The following is a 15671-nucleotide window of genomic DNA, read 5'->3' as shown; positions in this document are numbered from 1 at the left end:
GGATGGCCCACGGAACGACCGCTCCGCCGTGAGGACGCCCCGACGCGGCCGCGTCGTCGTCGGGTGCCGCCAGTATCAGTTCTGCGAGAAGACGACGACCGACAGCGTCTCGAAGGGGTACGACTCCTGTACCGCGACCTCGTGTGAGAACCCACGGGCTTCGGCGTACGCCAGCACGTCCTCGTAGCCGGTCAGACTGCTGACCAGCAGGAGCACCTCGCCGCCCGGCGCGAGCACGCGCCCCACGTCGTCTAAGAACGGTTCGATCAACTCCCGGCCGGACTCCCCGCCGGACAGCGCGGTCTCCATCCAGTCGTCCCACTCGTTGTCCGGGTCGGTCGGCAAGTAGGGAGGATTGAACAGTACGGTGTCGAATACCTCGTCGGCGAAGGGGGCGAGCAGATCGGCCCGCACGACCTCGAAGCCGGCGTCGGTTCTCTCGCTCTCGGCTCCGGTCCCCGACTCGCTCTCCGCCCGCAGACGCTCGGCGCGTTCGCGGGCCTGCCGGCAGGCACCGGGGTTCACGTCGCTGGCGACGACCGACGCGGCCGTCTCGCTCGCCACCTGCTCGGCGACCCACCCGGACCCGGTACCGACCTCCAGCGTCCGCCCCTCGGCGTGGCCGACTGCGGCCCGCGCCAAGAGTTCGGAGTCCTCGGCCGGCTGGTAGACGCTGGTCTCCATCCCGCGTCTGCTGGCGAGATCACGCGCCGAGTCGGCGGGCCCTTCCGCCCCGCCGGACCCGCCGGCACCGGTGTCGCGCTCTCGGGTCACTCCTCGCCCCCGTCGGGTGCGGCCTCGGAGCGCACCTCACGCGCCGGGCGCTCGCCCGTGAGCCGGAAACCGCCGGACTCCTCCCGGCCGGTGAGTTCCCGCTGCGGGAACGGGATCTTGATCGACTCGCGCTCGAAGGCGGTCTTCACCGCCGAGATCATCGCGGTCCGGGCGCGCCACTTCCGGCGGGCGCTCGGTTCGCCGATCCACGCGCGGACACCGAGGACGACCGCCGAGTCGTCGAACCGCTTCAGGACGACCTGCGGCGTCGGCACGTCCAGAATCTCCTCGACCTCGTCCAGCGCGTCGCGGGCGATCTCGGCCGCCTCCTGCGGGTCGGCGTCGTAGTCGACCCCGATCTCGACCTCCAGTCGCAGGCGACCTTTGTGGGTGCGGTTCGTGATCGCCTGGGAACTCACCTCGTCGTTCGGCAGGACGACCATCTCGCCGTCGAACGTCTGGAGTCGCGTGTTGACGATCGTGATGTCGGTGACGATGCCCTCCTGGTCGCCGATCTGCACCCAGTCGCCGATCTCGAAGGGTCGGGAGAACATCAGCACGAACCCCGCGAGTACGGCACCGAGCGTCTGTCGCGCGGCCATCCCGACCACGATGCCGAGGAAGCCGGCACCGACGAGCAGACTGCCGAGGTCCTCCAGGAAGATCGACAGCACGACCAACCCGACGACCGCGTACAGCGTCACCTGCGTCAGGCGGTAGATGATCTCCCGCTGGTGTTCGCTGATCCTGTCGGTGCCGCTGGTCAACTCGCTGATCACTCGCCCGATGAAGCTCGTGAGGGCGTAGGCCGTCCCCAGCAGGACGACCGCGAGAGTGACCCGAGCGATCAGACTGCTACCCGAGTTGGCATCGGAGTTCCAGAGGCCGTCGACGACGGAGACGAGGATGTCCCACAGCCCCCAGACGACGATCAGGCTGAACAGGCCGACGCCGGTGACGAGCGCCACGCTGCCGGAGACGACCACTCGGATTCGACGGTTCGCCATCGCCGACTGGTGGGACTTCCGCCACCGCCGAGCGGCGTACCGGATCCCGAGAACGAGGGTGATGACGACGGCCGAGAGCAGTATCTCGTCGAGATACGGCTGGAGTTGCCCGAGGACGCTCACGTCAACCATCGGTCGGCCCCCCGTGTTCCGCCGCGATCCCCGCGATCTCGGCGAACGCCGACGGGGCCAACTTGCCCGGTCGCTTCCGGAGCGTCTCCTCGGGCAGCGCCTCGACCACCGCCTCCGGTTCCGCGAGTCCCGAGATGTGTGCCGTGTTCCGGATCGCGTTCCGGACGTTCTTCCGACGTTGCGTAAAGAGCGCCTTCACGAAGTCCAAAAAGAACTGCTCGTCGTCGACGGTGTAGTCGGGATCGCGCGGCGTCGTCCGCACCACCGCACTCTCCACGTCCGGTGGGGGCGCGAACGCGCCCTTCGGCACCGGTTCGACGACTTCGACGTCGGCGTAGTGGCCCGCGCTCACCGACAGACGGCCGTAGTCGTCGTCGCCGACGCTCGCGGCCATGCGCTCGGCGAACTCCTTCTGGAACATCAGAACCGTCGGTTTGCCCTCGGGCAGGAGTCGGAACGTGATCGGCGAGGAGACGCCGTACGGGAGGTTCGACACGCAGGCGGTGAAGTCGGGCAACTCGACGTCGAGTGCGTCACCCGCGATCACGGTCAGTCGACCCGACTCGATCTCGTCGGCGAACTCCTCGCGGAGAAAGTCGGCCAGATCGGGGTCGCGCTCGATGGCCGTCACGCGGTCGGCGACCGCGAGCAGTCGGTCGGTCAGCGCGCCGGTGCCGGGACCGATCTCCAGCAGGTGACTCGTGTCGGTCTCGTCGGGGAGGTACGTCGGGATGCGGTCCAGCACGCGGTCGTCGACGAGGAAGTGCTGGTCGCGGTCGGGGTTGCCACGGACCCCCGCCCGGCGGAGCAGGGCGTCGGGGTCGCGGTACTCGCGGTCCTCGGCCGCGTCCGCAGTGTTCGCGGCTCCGCCAGCCGCGCCGTCGGCGTCGGTCATTGGCGAGTGCTACTGGCTACGCGGTCGTAAACCCCGCGCTCTCGGGATCGGTCGCTCGGCAGACACGGCCCGCCGGATCGACCGCTCGGCGGGAGTCCCCCTCGCTCACTCCTCGCGGCGGACGAACGTCTTGTACTTCAGGTCGTCGTCGCGCAGTTCCTCGATGATCCGGTCCACGAGCACGTCCTTCGGGTTGTGGAGTCCCGAGACGCGCTCTTCGAGTTCCGCGAAGCTCTCGAACGGCTTGCGCTTGCGCTCCTCTAAGACGTTGTTCCGGAGCTTCTTCCCGATGCCCGGCAGGAGATTCAACTGGTGGAGGCGGAGCGTGATCGGTTGGGCGTCGTTGTAGAAGTCCACGAACCGCTGTTCTTCGCGCTCGACGATCTCCTCGACGACGTAGTCGAGTTCGGAGACGGCGCTGTTCGACAGATCGCCGTAGTCGATGTCGCGCAGGCGATCGACCGACTCGCGTTCGTCGGCCGGTTCGATCACGACTCTGTCGCCGATCCCCACGTCGGCGTCGTCGGCCAGCGTCAGTTCCACCAGCCGGAACGCCGACTCGCCGATGCCGTACGCGAGCGGCGGCTTCTTGTACTGCGGCCTGTCGTCGTCCGGCCGGCCGTGGGGGAGGTAGTCGAGGACGACGGCGTACTCGGGGTCCGAGCCGTCGGCCTCACCGCTCTCGCTCGTAGTCATGTCTGTCGTCTACGGTCACTGTCTATTTAAAAAGTAGGCACGCGCGTCGCCCGGTGTCGTGGCCCACGGTCGGTCGGGGGCTCCGGTCGGGACCGCGACCGGGAGTCGCGACGACTCGACTCAGGCGTACTTCGCGACCACGTCGAGGATCGCGTCGAGTTCGTCGCCGTCCAGCGCGTACCGCTCCTGTGCGAACACCGCGCGGAGTTCGTTGCGGTCGTGCGGCAGCAGGTTGGCGATCTTGAACGCCGTCGCCTCGTCGACCTTCTCCAACTCCTGGAGTTCCGCGACGAGTTCGCGGGACTCCTCGGGGTCGAGGAAGGCGAAGGCGTTGACGTGCTCGATCGCGCGGGCGAGTTCGTACCGGAGTTCACGCTCCTCGTCGGCGGCGCGGTCCGCTTCGACCTCTTCGAGGAGCTCCTTCACCTCGGGGATCGTGAGGTACTCCTCGTCGAGCTTCTGTTTGAAGATCGTCATCTCACTGCTGGGCGCGCAGGTGGGCCGGCCGGACGACGAGCGTCTTCTCCTTCCCGCCGTCGACGATCTTCACCTGGAACGCGCGACCCTGTTTGCCGACGACTTCGCCGGTGTGCCCGTTGAATCGGGCGTGGAAGCGTCCCTCGGGGACGCTCGGGTCGATCTTCAGGTGGACCTTCTGGCCCTCGTCGTACTCCTGGATCGCCCGCTGGGGCGGGGAGGTCCCGCGCTCTCGTGGCTTGTTCGACAACTTCTCGCGCGTGCCGGTGAGGGGTCCGTTCGAACTCGGCATTGTCTTGGGAAGGGTTACTCCGCTTTCGGTTATAAATGGTGCGTTCCCCGACGCGGACGGCAGGGAGTGACACGGCCGACGACCCCGACAGGACGCGACCGTCGCCCCACGAGTCGGAATCCTCAGGTGGCCCCCCTGCGTGCCTGCCGGCATGGACGACGCCCACGACACGAGCGACGGGGACGACGAGCCCCGAGACGACGCGCACGACACACGCGAGTCGGGCCGGATCGAGACCCGCGCCATCCACGCCGGGCAGGAACCGGACCCCGAGACCGGCGCGCTGATGACCCCCATCTACGCGAACTCGACGTACCAGCAGGACGGTCCCGGCGACCACCGCGGCTACGAGTACTCGCGGACCGGTAACCCGACCCGCACCGACCTGGAAGCGAACCTCGCCTCGCTGGAGGGTGGCGAGTTCGGCCGCTGTTTCGCCTCGGGGATGGGCGGGATCAACACGGTCCTCAACCTGCTGTCGGCTGGCGACCACGTCGTCGCGGGCGACGACGTGTACGGCGGCACCCACCGCATCTTCACGCAGGTCTACGAGGAGTACGACCTCGAATTCGACTTCGTGGACACCACCGACCACGACGCGGTGGAGGACGCGATGCGAGACGCCACGGAACTCGTCTGGGTCGAGACGCCGACGAACCCGCTGATGCGCGTCAACGACATCTCGGCGCTCGCGGACGTGGCTCACGCGAACGACGCGCTCTGTGTCGTCGACAACACCTTCGCCACGCCGTACCTCCAGCGACCCCTCGAACACGGCGCGGACATCGTCTCCCACTCGCTGACGAAGTACCTCGGCGGCCACTCGGACGTCATCGGCGGCGCACTCGTCACCGACGACCCCGACCTCGACGAGCGCCTCGGCTTCTACCAGAACTCGGTCGGCGCGACGCCCGGCCCCTTCGACTGCTTCCTCGTCCTGCGGGGGACGAAGACGCTCCCGGTCCGGATGGATCGCCACTGTGAGAACGCCCGCACGCTCGCCGAGTGGTTAGACGACCACGACGCCGTGAGCGAAGTGTTCTATCCTGGTCTCGACTCCCATCCACAGCACGACCTCGCGGCCCGGCAGATGGACGACTTCGGCGGGATGCTCTCCTTCGAGTTGGACGGCACGCTGGAACAGGCGAGCACGGTCGTCGAGGAGACCGAGGTGTTCACGCTCGCGGAGTCGCTCGGCGGCGTGGAGAGCCTGATCGAACAGCCGGCGGCGATGACCCACGCCGCGATTCCCCGAGAAGAGCGCATTGCGGCCGGGTTGACGGACGGGCTGATCCGGGTGTCGGTCGGCATCGAACACGCCGACGACCTGCGGGCAGACCTCCAACAGGCCATCGGGACCGCGCTGGAGTGACCCGGCGGCACCGGCGGCTCCGGTCCGGTCGGCGTCTCGGCGCTGGTCGGTGAGGGTGCCGACTCGCTCGCCGCGAGTAACTAAGTTCTTAATACGAGGGCGTCGAACGGCGGCGTATGAGTACCGAAAGCGAATCTACTGGCGTCCCGGACCACGAAGAAGGTGACACGGCCCACTACGCCGAGATGTTCGGCTTCGGGTTCGTCGTCGGCGTCCTGCTCGGCGGCGTCGTCGGCGTCCTGATCAACAGCATCGCGCTCGGTGTCGCGGGCGGTATCGTCGTCGGCGCTCTCCTCGGCCTCGCGTTCGGGCGACTGGCCTGAGTTCGCGGTGCCACGGGAGACGCCAGACGCCGGCTGGGGAGGCGAACCCGGCGCTGTCGCTGGCGGAACGGTGAACTGAAAACCGGACGGCTCGCGGTCTTACAGACGACCGACTTCTTCGACCTTCACGGACTCGACACCCTCGACGCCGGCGAAGGCCTCCTCGACGGCTTCGGTGCCGCCGGCGTCGTCGGGGACGATGACGGCCGGCAGGAGTGCGACGAGACCGAAGGCCACGTCGTCACGGCCGAAGCCCTGAATCTTCGCACCCTCGGGGAGCGACTCCTCCAGACGTTCCTGGAGTGCGTCGAGGTCGATGTCGGGGCTCTTCGGCATGACCTTCATCTTGGCTGCGACTTTCCCCATTGTTACGGCCCCATGAACCCGCAGTCCGGGCACTCGTAGAGGTTGCTCTGCTTGCGACACTTCGCACAGCGGTAGATCTCCTGACCGCAGTCCGGACACTTGAACCGCGCGGCCGTCGTGCCGGAGATGTTGATCCCGCAGGACACGCACTTGCGCGCCCGCCGTTGCTGGGCTTCGCTCATATCTACTCTGTCCGGGCCGCGCTTTTTAACGGTTGTCTTTTGTCCGACCTCGGTACGACGTGGCGTACTCGGGAGAATGGACTGGTGGTGTGGACGACCCCCCGAACGCTCACGGCTGTCTCTCCTGACTGATGCGTCGTGAACGAAGAGGGGTGAAATCCTCTGCGAGAAGTGACTTCGGTCGAGTGTGTCGGAGAGGACGAGCGATGAACGTCTCTGAGTGATGTGATTGCTGTCGAATCGGTCGCAGAGAACTCAGGTGAAGCTGTCGTGGACAACGTGAGGTGAAAGCCCCCGCGCTCTCGGCCCCTTTCAGTCCCACCCGGTGGAATCTGCGACCCATCACGCAACTCCCGGTGGACCAGTCGGATCAGCGCGAGCGCCTCCCTGCAACCGTCGGCGCGAGATGAACTCGCGCCAGCCCACTCGACTGGTAAACGTGTCGTGAGTCGGCGCTTCAGTTCAGTGTCGCGGTGCGGTTTGCGGTCGGCGCGCGAGAAACGCGCGAGGGAGGGGTTCGGGCGGTGCGGAGAGAACCCCGAGGCTGGGGAGGACCGAGGTGCGGTGCTGTCGCGGTGCGGTTCCTCGCGCTAGCACGAGTAGTGGTGTTGTCGCGGTCTGCGGTGTTGTCGCGGTCTGCGGTGTTGTCGCGGTCTGCGGTGTTGTCGCGGTCTGCGGGTGCTGTCGCGGGTGCGTCATCTCGTCGGTGCGCTAGCACGAGTAGCGGTGCTATCGCTGTTCACGGTGTAGTCGCAGTCCCTCACACGAACAGCGCGTTCACCGACCACGACAACAGATCACCACTCGAGAACAACCCTTTCCCGAACCTCGACACACCCCTCGACATTCACTCACCGGTCCACAGTCTCGACGTGCTCCCGCAACCACGCAGTCGCCGCGGCCACCGCCTCGGCGTCCTCCCCGACTATCTTCAGTCGATTCGGCTCGCCCCGACTCGGGTAGCTCCCGACGGCGACGCCGAACTCGTCCCGTGCAGTCCGCAACTGCTCAGTCAGGGCACCCTCCGGGGCGTCGGTGTAGAGCGTCTCCGAGACGACGCTCCCGCCGAACTCCTCCGCTACCGCGTCGAACATCGCCTTCATCTCCTCGGGGATACCGGGGAAGACGTACACCCCGCCGATCACACACCCCGGCGACAGGCCGACCGTGTTCAGCAGTGGTCGCGCGCCGGCCGGAATCGAGGCGTGCTGGGTCACGTCCAGATCGAGATCCGGGTAGCGCTCGGCGAGGTCGGGGTACTGCTCGCGGTACGCGGCGATCGTCGCCTCCACGTCCGTCTTCGCTTCGTCGTTCACGGCCATCTCCACCCCGACCGCGTCGGCCACCGCGTCCATGGTCACGTCGTCCGGCGTGCCGCCCAGTCCCCCGGTGACCACCACCGCGTCGAACTGGGCGGTCCAGTCGCGGAGCGTCTCGGCGATCAGCCCCCGGTCGTCCGGCACCGTCAGAATTCGGGTGACGGTCACACCGCGCTCGGTCAACTGGCGGGCGAGCCACGTCGCGTTCGTGTTCTCGATGTCCCCCGCGAGAATCTCGTCGCCGACCGTCAGGAGCGCGACCTGCATGCGCGGAGGGACGCACGCGACGAGAATAAGACTGGTCGTCGCGTCCGCAGCCGACCGAAGCCTCCCGTGCCCGCCGACAGCCTGAAGCCGCCCGCATCCTGCGCTTCGATATGGATACGGTGCTGGACGCGACCGACCGCCAGAAACTCCTCGACGGCGACGACCGCGACTTCTACGTCAGTCCGCGCTTCGTCCACCACGTCGACGAGCAGTTCCGCGAGCGACTCACCGCGCTCTACCGCCGGGAGCTTCCGGCCGACGCCCGCGTCCTCGACCTGATGAGCAGTTGGGTCTCACACCTGCCGCCGGACGCCAGCTACCCCCGCGTCGTCGGCCACGGCCTGAACCGCGCGGAACTGGCGGCCAACGACCGACTGGACGACTCGTTCGTCCAGAACCTCAACGCCGACCAGTCGCTCCCCTTCGACGACCACAGCTTCGACGCGGTGCTGATCGCGGTCTCGGTCCAGTACCTCCAGTATCCGACCGCCGTCTTCCGCGAGATCGCTCGCGTACTCGCCCCCGGCGGCGTCCTCGCGGTCTCCTTCTCGAACCGGATGTTCCCGCAGAAGGCGATCCGCGCGTGGCGTGCGGCGTCGATGGACGCGCGTGCCGACCTCGTGCGACGATACTGCGACGCGGCCGGTGGCTTCGAGTCGGTCGAGACGCTCCGCGAGACGCCAGCGACTGGCGACCCCTTCTACGCGGTCGTCGCCCGCAGAGCCGCGGACTGATCCGGTCGCGGACCCGCCCGTCGCCGACTCACTACCTCCACCTCACTCCTCGCGCAGGAAGGCGTCGTCACCGAACGCTTCGACCTGTCGGAGCAACTCGTCGCGCTGTCGCCGGACCTCGGGCGGGAGGTCGGCGTAGGCATCCGCGAACATCTCTGCCGGATCGGCGTCGACTTCGCTGGCGACGTCGACCGCTTCGGCGACTACCTCGTCGGCCTCGTCCGCGATGGCCTGCACGCCCTCGTCGTCGATGCGGCCGGTCTCCCGCAGAAACGTCTCGTAGCGCGGGATCGGATCGAGGTCGCGCCAGTGGTCGACCGTCGACTCGTCGCGGTAGACGCCGGGGTCGTCGGCGGTCGTGTGCGCACCGAACCGGTACTCCACGAACTCGATCAGCGTCGGGCGCGGTCCCTCGGCATCGGAATCCGAGTTACGAGCGCGCTCGACCGCTTCACGCGTCACGGCGTAACTGGCGAGTGGATCCATCCCGTCCACGCGCATGCCATCGAACCCGTAGGCGACCGCCTTCTCGGCGAAGGTGTCGCTCGCAGTTTGTTCGCCCTCGGGGATGGAGATGGCCCAGCCGTTGTTGTGACAGCAGAAGACGCTCGGCGTGTCGAAGACGCCCGCGAAGTTCAGCCCCTCGTGGAAGTCACCCTCCGAGGTCGCGCCGTCGCCGAAGTGGCAGGCGACGACCGTGTCGTCGCCCCGGAGGCTGGCGGCCCACGCCAGGCCGACAGCGTGGGGGATGTGCGACCCGACACCGATGTTTAGCGGGACGACGTTCCCCTCGACCATCGCGGCGTTGCCGGACTCGTGGCCCATCCAGTAGGGGAGGTACTCCGAGAGGAGGTCCCGGACGACGACCGCGCCGTGTTCGCGGTACTGGTAGCTCACGTAGTCCCGGTCGGCCAGCGCGTGCGTCGAGGCGACCGCCGACGCCTCCTGCCCGGCGGAGGGCGCGTAGGTGCCGATCCGGCCCTGTCGCTGGAGGCTGACGGCGCGTTCGTCGAACCGCCGGGTGACGCGCATGTCGCGGTAGACGTCCACTAGCGTCTCGTCGGAGAGGTCCGGCACCTCGGCGTCCGGCAGGACGTGCCCGTCGGCGTCCAGCACCCGGTGCACGTCGGCGTCCGCGAGTGGATCGGTCACGGTCCCGCTCCCCGCGTCGGTCGGCCTGCGACTCCTCTCTGCCGACTCTCGCCTGTCATCGTCCCACACAGTGTCGCCGACACACATCACCGTACCGGCTCCGGAAGTCGAATCGACGGTGCTCGTCGTCGAGCCGAGTCGTCGGCACGCCCTGCGGACGCGCCGTAGATTTATCCTCCCGGCCTCGGCACTACTGCACATGGACGACTTCGAGAACCTCGTCTCGTCGCTGACGCCACGGGAGGACAACCCCGAGATCAAACTCTACCAGAACACGACTGCAGTCGCCTGTCCGATCTGTGAGGACTCGTTCGACTCGCTGGTCGTCTGCAAGGAGCAGTCCACCAGTCTCCGGCAGACCGAACTGCTGGACATCTGCGTCTCGGTCCACGACGACCGGCCGGTGTTGTTCACGCACAAGTCCTGAGCCGCCTCCGGGGTCCGGTCGCGGCCCGCCCAGTCGTCACTCAGGGGAGCCGAAACTCGTACGCCATCTCGCCGTCGTCTGTCACCAGTCGGATCGCACCGCGGTCGTGGTCGACCGCCAGTGCGGTCACGCGCCCGGTCGTCAGGTCGTGGAGCGGCATCCCGGCCTCGACGCGACCGTCACGGGTGACGGCGAAGCGAGCGCTCCCGGATCGGAGTTCGATGCGGTCGTCGGTCGCGGTGACGGTGCCGTCGAGGTCGCGGAGTGCGGATTCGACGCGGCGCCAGTCGGTGAGTGGCACCGCGTCGTCGACCGATCCGTCGGCGTCGGACTCGGCTTCCGTGTCGGGGTCGTCCCGGTCGTCGGTCACAGGCCGAGTTCGACCGGCCGGCACAAGTCGCTGTGGGCGATCACAGGAGAGTCGCGTCGCTCGTCGGTCGGCGTCGGAAGGAAGGTCCAGGTGCGAGAATCGAACCCGCGTCTCAGCCTCCACAAGGCTGAAGGATGGTCCACTACCCCAACCCGGACACGCACCTACTGGTACTCCGGTCGAACTGAAATACGTTACGAATCTCCCGACCCTCGTGCGATCTGCGACCAGTTATCGAGGCTCACGCGTCTGTCGCCGCCGGTCTCCCGAACGCTCTTCCCACTCGCCCGAGAAGTCGAGTGCATGGTCCAGCCAGCGACGTTCCTCCACCCCTCTGCCCGCAGTGTCGAACGCACACTCGCCGTCTCGCTACTCGCACTCCTGACGACCTACGCCGTGGGGAGTGCGGTCGGCGGGACACTCCCGGCAGTGGACGCGGTCGGTGTCGTCGCCGTCCACCTCGCGGTCGTCGTCGGGACCGCGTTTCCGCTGGCAGTCCTCGGACACGCCGTCGTCAGTGCGTGGCACGCCGACGGGACCGCGCCGAGTCGTGTCGAACTCGCGGTCGCCGGGGTGTCGGTCGGCACACTCGCAGTAGCGGTCGCAGTCTCGGTCGAAGCGGTCACGGTCCCACTCGTCGCACTCGCGGTCGGCGGTCTGCTCGTCCTCGCCGGACTGGTGCTGGCGCGGTCCTGATCACGTCGCCGGTCCCGAATCGAACCACGAAACTTTCGACGCAGAACCACGACTCAGTTCTTCAGCCCACTCCCGGTCAGCGGGACGACCACGTCGTCCTCGGCCGACAGCACGCCACGCTCGCGGTACTCGCGGAGTCCAGCAGGAGCTACCGCACACGTCGGTTCGGTGTAGAACCCGGCACGGTGGAGGCGGTCCAGTTCCGTCTCGACCGCCTCGCTCCCGAGTGCGACAACGTCGCCGTCGGTCGCGTCGACGGCGTCGAGCAGTTGCTCGCGGCGCGCTGGCTGGCGAATCTGGATACCGTCCGCGCGGTCGTTGCTGTCGCCCGCCGCCGACTCGACCGGGTGGAGCGTCTCGGCGATGGGTGCGTACCCCTCGGCCTGCACGCCGAGCAGTCGCGGTACACGGTCGATCCACCCCGCTTCGCGGAGCGCGCGAAAGCCGCGATACGCGCCGAGGAACAGGGTGCCGTGACCGAGTGGGCAGACCACGGCGTCGGGCACCGACCAGTCACGCTGGAGTGCGATCTCGTACGCCATCGTCGCGGTACCGGCGTAGAACGCGGGGTCCCACGCGTGGCTGGCGTAGTAGACCCGTTCGTCGCCTGCGGCCCGCGACTCGCCCTCGACCGCCGCGATGCAGGCGTCGGTCACCGCCTGTCGGTCGCCTTCGACGCGGATCGCGGTCGCCCCGGCGCGCTCGATAGCCCGGAGTTTCGACGCTTTGGCGTCGGCCGGGACGTAGATGTCCGCCGGCAGGCCGGCACGGGCGGCGTAGGTGGCGATGGCGGCCCCGGCGTTGCCCGAGGAGTCCTCGACGACCCGATCCGCGCCGACAGCCACGGCCCGCGAGAGGGTCGTCGTCGCCCCGCGATCTTTGAAGCTCCCGGTGGGGAAGACGTACTCCAGTTTGAACTGGGCGTCCCAGTCGGATGCCGAGACGAGTGGGGTGAGTCCCTCGCCGAGGCTCACTTCACGGGCGACCGGCAGGAAGTCGGCGAAACTCCAGAGACCGTCGCGGGTGTCGAAACTGGCGGGATCGGGGGCTTGACCCTCGGGAACCGCCGAGTCTGCGAAGTCCAGTGGCCCGCCGCAGTGACAGCGCCAGCGGTGGTCGTCGGTTCGGCCGCAGTCGGCACAGCGGAGCATGAGAGACGGTTCGCAGGTGGGGTGTCAGTAACTGTCGATGTCGATCCCGACAGAGCAGACGTACTCGCCGGTCGCCACCTGCGGGAGTCGCCGGGAGCGCCAGAAGATGCCGTCGGAGTCGGCGGTGATACGGGCCTTCAGGCTCCCGAAGGTGTCCGTCACCTCGAACAGCGTGTCGCCGGCCCGCACCTCGTCGCCGAGTTCCTGCTGGAACCGCACGAGGCCACCCGCCGGCGAGCCGTACTGATCGAAGCCCGTGGCGCGCGTCTGTCGCTGACGGTCGACGGAGCCGTCGAGGAAGCCGTACCCCCGGAGGACGTTGAACACCCCCTCGACGCCGCGCTGGATGCTGGACTCGTCCCAGCCGACACAGCCGCCGAGTTCCGGGTCGACGGTCGGAATCCCCTCGTCGGGACCGGCGCGGGCGAGTTGCCCGTCGGGGCCCTTCTGATCGAGGACGTAGCCACAGCCGAAGGTCTTCGCCAGTTCGAGACACTCACGGTGGAGGCGGTGGCGCGGCCCACACCGGACCCGCACCTCGTCGATCATCCGACTCGTAGAGCCCTGGTGGAGGTCGAGAACGAGGTCGGCCCGCGTCGCCGCCTCGAAGGTGGCGGCGGCGATGCGCTCCGAGGAGGTGCCGTTCGCGTCGCCGGGGTACGCGCGGTTCATCTTCGTGTCGTCGATCGGGTTGCGGTGCTCCGCGACCTGGAAGGCGTGGTAGTTGACGATGCCGACGATCAGGATGGTGCCGGCGAGGTCCGCCGGGTCCAACCGGGGGACGACCCGCTGGATCACCCCGACGCCGTTGAGTTCGTCGCCATCCGAGGCCGCTTGCAGGTAGAGCGTCTCGCCGTCGCGTGCGCCGTTGACGACGGCGACGGGGAGTTCGACGGGGCTCCCGTCCCGCGTCTCCCCGACCTCGAGGCGGCCCGTGTCCATCTCGCCGGGGGCCGCACTCGCAGTTCCGAGCGTGGTCATTGTTGGACGCAAGTCCGCACTCGACTTTAGGGGTTCGGTCTGTCTACCGACGAGACGTGGTGGACGACTCGCGTGGGTGAATCTCTGTTGGAGAGAATTCGGTCGAATCGGTCGGCGAGAACTCGGTCGAATCTGTCGCAGAGAACTCGGTCGAATCTGTCGCAGAGAACTCGGTCGAATCTGTCGCAGAGAACTCGGTCGAATCTGTCGCAGAGAACTCGGTCGAATCTGTCGCAGAGAACTCGGTTGAGTCGGTCGGCGAGAACGAGAAATGAAAGCCCCCGGCGTCTCGATGGCCCGCGACTTCCTGCGCGCTTCCCTCAGGCTGGCGAGACCTCCGGTCTCGCTCTGCTTGGTGCGTCGGGGACCAGTCGAGACGCCGGCCCCTTTCAGTCCCACCCGGTGGAATCTGCGAAAGCGCACGCAACTGGGGTGGACCAGTCGGATCAGCGTGTGCGCCTACCTGCGACCGTCGGCGCGAGATGAACTCGCGCCAGCCCACTCGACTGGTAAGTGTAGCGCGAGTTGTGGTGGAAAGTCGGTCGTCGCGGTGCTGTGCTGTCGGCGCGCGCGACTTGACGCGTGCGAGGGAGTGACGCGGGCGGTGCGGAGTGCGTCCTCGTGAGGAAACCGAACGAGGGCTAGCGAGAGCTCCGTTCTCGCTCTGTCACGAGGCTGGGGAGGATCGAGGTGCGGTCGCGGTTGCGGTGCTGTGCAGTGGCGGTCTGCGGTGCTGTCGCGGTCGCGGATGCGGTCGAATATTCCGGTTGTCCCGGATCGAGTAGCGTTGCTGTTTGCGGTGCGGATGCTGTCACGGTCTGCGGTGCGGATGCTGTCACAGTCTGCGGTGCGGATGCTGTCATGGTCGCGGTCTGCGGTACGAGCGTTGTCACAGCAACTAATCAAGTCCCGTCGCAGTCTCCGCCGCGACCGAAGCACCGACCTCGCCCACCCCGAATCCGTACTCCACGCCACACACCACTTCCAACCCGAGACACACTCACACACCCACGAAGCGCAACGAACGCGCTTATACGGCCCGACGCGCAAGAGTCGGCAAATGATTTTCGAGAATCTCCCCACCACCCCACGCGCGGAGGAACTGGTGGACAAGGCCTTCTCCAGGGCCGCCCGGTCCGGGCGAGCGAAGGAGGGACTCGAGGCACAGCAGTCGATGCTGACCACCTCGGCGAACATCCTCTCGGACAACCTGGAGAACGTCGTCACCCAGTGGCCCGACTTCGAACTCGTCGACCCCTTCTACTACGAACTCGCGGACGCCATCGTCGACGTGGACGAACTCCGGCAGGCCCTCTCGCGGGTCACCTGGGCCAGCCGACAGATCGACGAGATCAAACGCGAGTACCAGCCGAAACTCCGGCGGACGACCCCCGAAACCGCCCGGAAACACCGCAAGCAGGCGTTCGCCCGCATGGCCGACATCGTGGAACAGATCGCGGACGACCTCCTGCGCATCGGCGAGGCCCGCGACGCACTGAAGACCGTGCCGGACATCCGCCCGGACGAACCCGCGATCGTCGTCGCCGGCTACCCCAACGTCGGCAAATCCTCGTTCGTCAACCACGTCACCCGCGCCTCGAACGAGATCGCCACCTACCCCTTCACCACGCGCGGCGTCCAGATCGGCCACTTCGAGCACGACCGGGTCCGCTACCAGATCGTCGACACGCCCGGCCTGCTCGACCGCCCGGAAGACGAGCGCAACGACATCGAACGCCAGGCCGTCTCCGCCTTAGAGCACCTCGCAGACGCGGTCGTCTTCGTCGTGGACGCCTCCGGTGACTGTGGCTACCCTATCGACGTCCAACTCGAACTGCGGGACGCGGTCGAACGCCGGTTCGCCAGCCGCGACGTGCCCGTCCTCACGGTCTGTAACAAGAGCGACCAGTCGCGCGACGTCGCGGCCGACGCGTACATGAGCGTCACCGCAGACGAGAACGTCGACGGCGTCCTCGACGCGGCCGTCGAGGCGGTCGCGTGGGAACCCGACATCCCGCCGTCGCGCCAGGAGTGAGCCGACCCGGACGGTCGAACGCT

The 15671-nt window shown here is 67.7% G+C and carries 19 protein-coding genes and 1 tRNA gene; 6 read left to right on the top strand and 14 right to left on the bottom strand.

The genetic code is table 11. The features are described 5' to 3' along the window. Positions 1-75 precede the first annotated feature (75 nt). The 6 genes from LI337_RS06570 to LI337_RS06545 form a co-directional block, all read right to left on the bottom strand. Positions 76-774: a HemK2/MTQ2 family protein methyltransferase gene (locus LI337_RS06570; protein WP_227229009.1), complete on the bottom strand. Its 699-nt coding sequence runs from the start codon at positions 772-774 to the stop codon at positions 76-78. Beyond that, the gene (locus tag LI337_RS06565; RefSeq protein WP_227229008.1) at positions 771-1913 is read right to left on the bottom strand and encodes a mechanosensitive ion channel family protein; all 1143 of its coding nucleotides are present in this window, start codon (positions 1911-1913) and stop codon (positions 771-773) included. The genes LI337_RS06570 and LI337_RS06565 overlap by 4 nt, the downstream gene beginning before the upstream one ends. Further along, positions 1906-2808: a 16S ribosomal RNA methyltransferase A gene (locus LI337_RS06560; RefSeq protein ID WP_227229007.1), complete on the bottom strand. Its 903-nt coding sequence runs from the start codon at positions 2806-2808 to the stop codon at positions 1906-1908. The genes LI337_RS06565 and LI337_RS06560 overlap by 8 nt, the downstream gene beginning before the upstream one ends. A gap of 105 nt (positions 2809-2913) precedes the next feature. Next, positions 2914-3504, bottom strand: coding sequence for a DUF655 domain-containing protein (locus LI337_RS06555; RefSeq protein ID WP_227229006.1), 591 nt, complete (start codon positions 3502-3504; stop codon positions 2914-2916). Positions 3505-3624: 120 nt separating this feature from the next. Beyond that, positions 3625-3981: an RNA polymerase Rpb4 family protein gene (locus LI337_RS06550; protein ID WP_227229005.1), complete on the bottom strand. Its 357-nt coding sequence runs from the start codon at positions 3979-3981 to the stop codon at positions 3625-3627. Position 3982: 1 nt separating this feature from the next. Next, positions 3983-4273 (bottom strand): 50S ribosomal protein L21e, encoded by a 291-nt coding sequence (locus LI337_RS06545; RefSeq protein WP_227229004.1) that lies wholly within the window; start codon positions 4271-4273, stop codon positions 3983-3985. A gap of 151 nt (positions 4274-4424) precedes the next feature. Between LI337_RS06545 and LI337_RS06540 the strand changes: the two genes are divergently transcribed. After that, on the top strand, positions 4425-5645 hold the full coding sequence (locus LI337_RS06540) for a cystathionine gamma-synthase (protein ID WP_227229003.1): 1221 nt from the start codon (positions 4425-4427) through the stop codon (positions 5643-5645). 116 nt (positions 5646-5761) lie between these two features. Continuing rightward, positions 5762-5968 (top strand): glycine zipper domain-containing protein, encoded by a 207-nt coding sequence (locus LI337_RS06535; protein WP_227229002.1) that lies wholly within the window; start codon positions 5762-5764, stop codon positions 5966-5968. 99 nt (positions 5969-6067) lie between these two features. Here LI337_RS06535 and LI337_RS06530 read toward each other — a convergent pair whose 3' ends face one another. The 3 genes from LI337_RS06530 to LI337_RS06520 all read right to left on the bottom strand — a co-directional run bounded on the left by LI337_RS06530 (position 6068) and on the right by LI337_RS06520 (position 8102). Beyond that, positions 6068-6334 carry an elongation factor 1-beta gene (locus LI337_RS06530; protein ID WP_227229001.1) on the bottom strand — a complete coding sequence of 89 codons (267 nt, stop codon included), beginning with the start codon at positions 6332-6334 and terminating at the stop codon, positions 6068-6070. A 2-nt stretch (positions 6335-6336) separates the two neighbouring features. Then, a complete protein-coding gene (locus tag LI337_RS06525) occupies positions 6337-6516 on the bottom strand; it encodes an HVO_2753 family zinc finger protein (protein ID WP_227229000.1) in 180 nt (59 codons plus the stop codon). 851 nt (positions 6517-7367) lie between these two features. After that, the gene (locus LI337_RS06520; protein ID WP_227228999.1) at positions 7368-8102 is read right to left on the bottom strand and encodes a competence/damage-inducible protein A; all 735 of its coding nucleotides are present in this window, start codon (positions 8100-8102) and stop codon (positions 7368-7370) included. Positions 8103-8212: 110 nt separating this feature from the next. Between LI337_RS06520 and LI337_RS06515 the strand changes: the two genes are divergently transcribed. After that, positions 8213-8836 carry a class I SAM-dependent methyltransferase gene (locus tag LI337_RS06515; protein ID WP_227228998.1) on the top strand — a complete coding sequence of 208 codons (624 nt, stop codon included), beginning with the start codon at positions 8213-8215 and terminating at the stop codon, positions 8834-8836. Positions 8837-8878: 42 nt separating this feature from the next. Here LI337_RS06515 and LI337_RS06510 read toward each other — a convergent pair whose 3' ends face one another. After that, entirely contained in the window at positions 8879-9988 is a 1110-nt protein-coding gene (locus tag LI337_RS06510) for a thiamine pyrophosphate-dependent dehydrogenase E1 component subunit alpha (protein WP_227228997.1), read from the bottom strand. A gap of 199 nt (positions 9989-10187) precedes the next feature. Between LI337_RS06510 and LI337_RS06505 the strand changes: the two genes are divergently transcribed. Continuing rightward, positions 10188-10415 carry a DUF7385 family protein gene (locus tag LI337_RS06505; RefSeq protein WP_227228996.1) on the top strand — a complete coding sequence of 76 codons (228 nt, stop codon included), beginning with the start codon at positions 10188-10190 and terminating at the stop codon, positions 10413-10415. A gap of 40 nt (positions 10416-10455) precedes the next feature. Here the strand turns inward: LI337_RS06505 and LI337_RS06500 are convergent, their stop codons facing one another. Continuing rightward, the gene (locus LI337_RS06500) at positions 10456-10785 is read right to left on the bottom strand and encodes a hypothetical protein (RefSeq protein WP_227228995.1); all 330 of its coding nucleotides are present in this window, start codon (positions 10783-10785) and stop codon (positions 10456-10458) included. Positions 10786-10869: 84 nt separating this feature from the next. Beyond that, positions 10870-10942: transfer RNA gene (locus LI337_RS06495), tRNA-His, on the bottom strand. Between the two features lie 146 nt (positions 10943-11088). On the opposite strand from LI337_RS06495, the gene LI337_RS06490 reads away from it, so the two are divergent. After that, positions 11089-11481, top strand: a complete 393-nt coding sequence (locus tag LI337_RS06490; RefSeq protein WP_227228994.1) for a hypothetical protein — start codon at positions 11089-11091, stop codon at positions 11479-11481. 53 nt (positions 11482-11534) lie between these two features. Here the strand turns inward: LI337_RS06490 and LI337_RS06485 are convergent, their stop codons facing one another. Then, positions 11535-12632 carry a pyridoxal-phosphate dependent enzyme gene (locus LI337_RS06485; RefSeq protein WP_227228993.1) on the bottom strand — a complete coding sequence of 366 codons (1098 nt, stop codon included), beginning with the start codon at positions 12630-12632 and terminating at the stop codon, positions 11535-11537. 24 nt (positions 12633-12656) lie between these two features. Beyond that, positions 12657-13613, bottom strand: a complete 957-nt coding sequence (locus tag LI337_RS06480) for a succinylglutamate desuccinylase/aspartoacylase family protein (RefSeq protein WP_227228992.1) — start codon at positions 13611-13613, stop codon at positions 12657-12659. Between the two features lie 1060 nt (positions 13614-14673). Between LI337_RS06480 and LI337_RS06475 the strand changes: the two genes are divergently transcribed. Beyond that, positions 14674-15648, top strand: a complete 975-nt coding sequence (locus LI337_RS06475; RefSeq protein ID WP_227228991.1) for an NOG1 family protein — start codon at positions 14674-14676, stop codon at positions 15646-15648. Positions 15649-15671: the final 23 nt, after the last annotated feature.

Source organism: Salinirubrum litoreum (assembly GCF_020567425.1).
GTDB lineage: Archaea > Halobacteriota > Halobacteria > Halobacteriales > Haloferacaceae > Salinirubrum > Salinirubrum litoreum.
The sequence above is the reverse complement of the archived record's forward strand: the minus strand, read 5'-3'. Positions and strand labels throughout refer to the sequence as shown.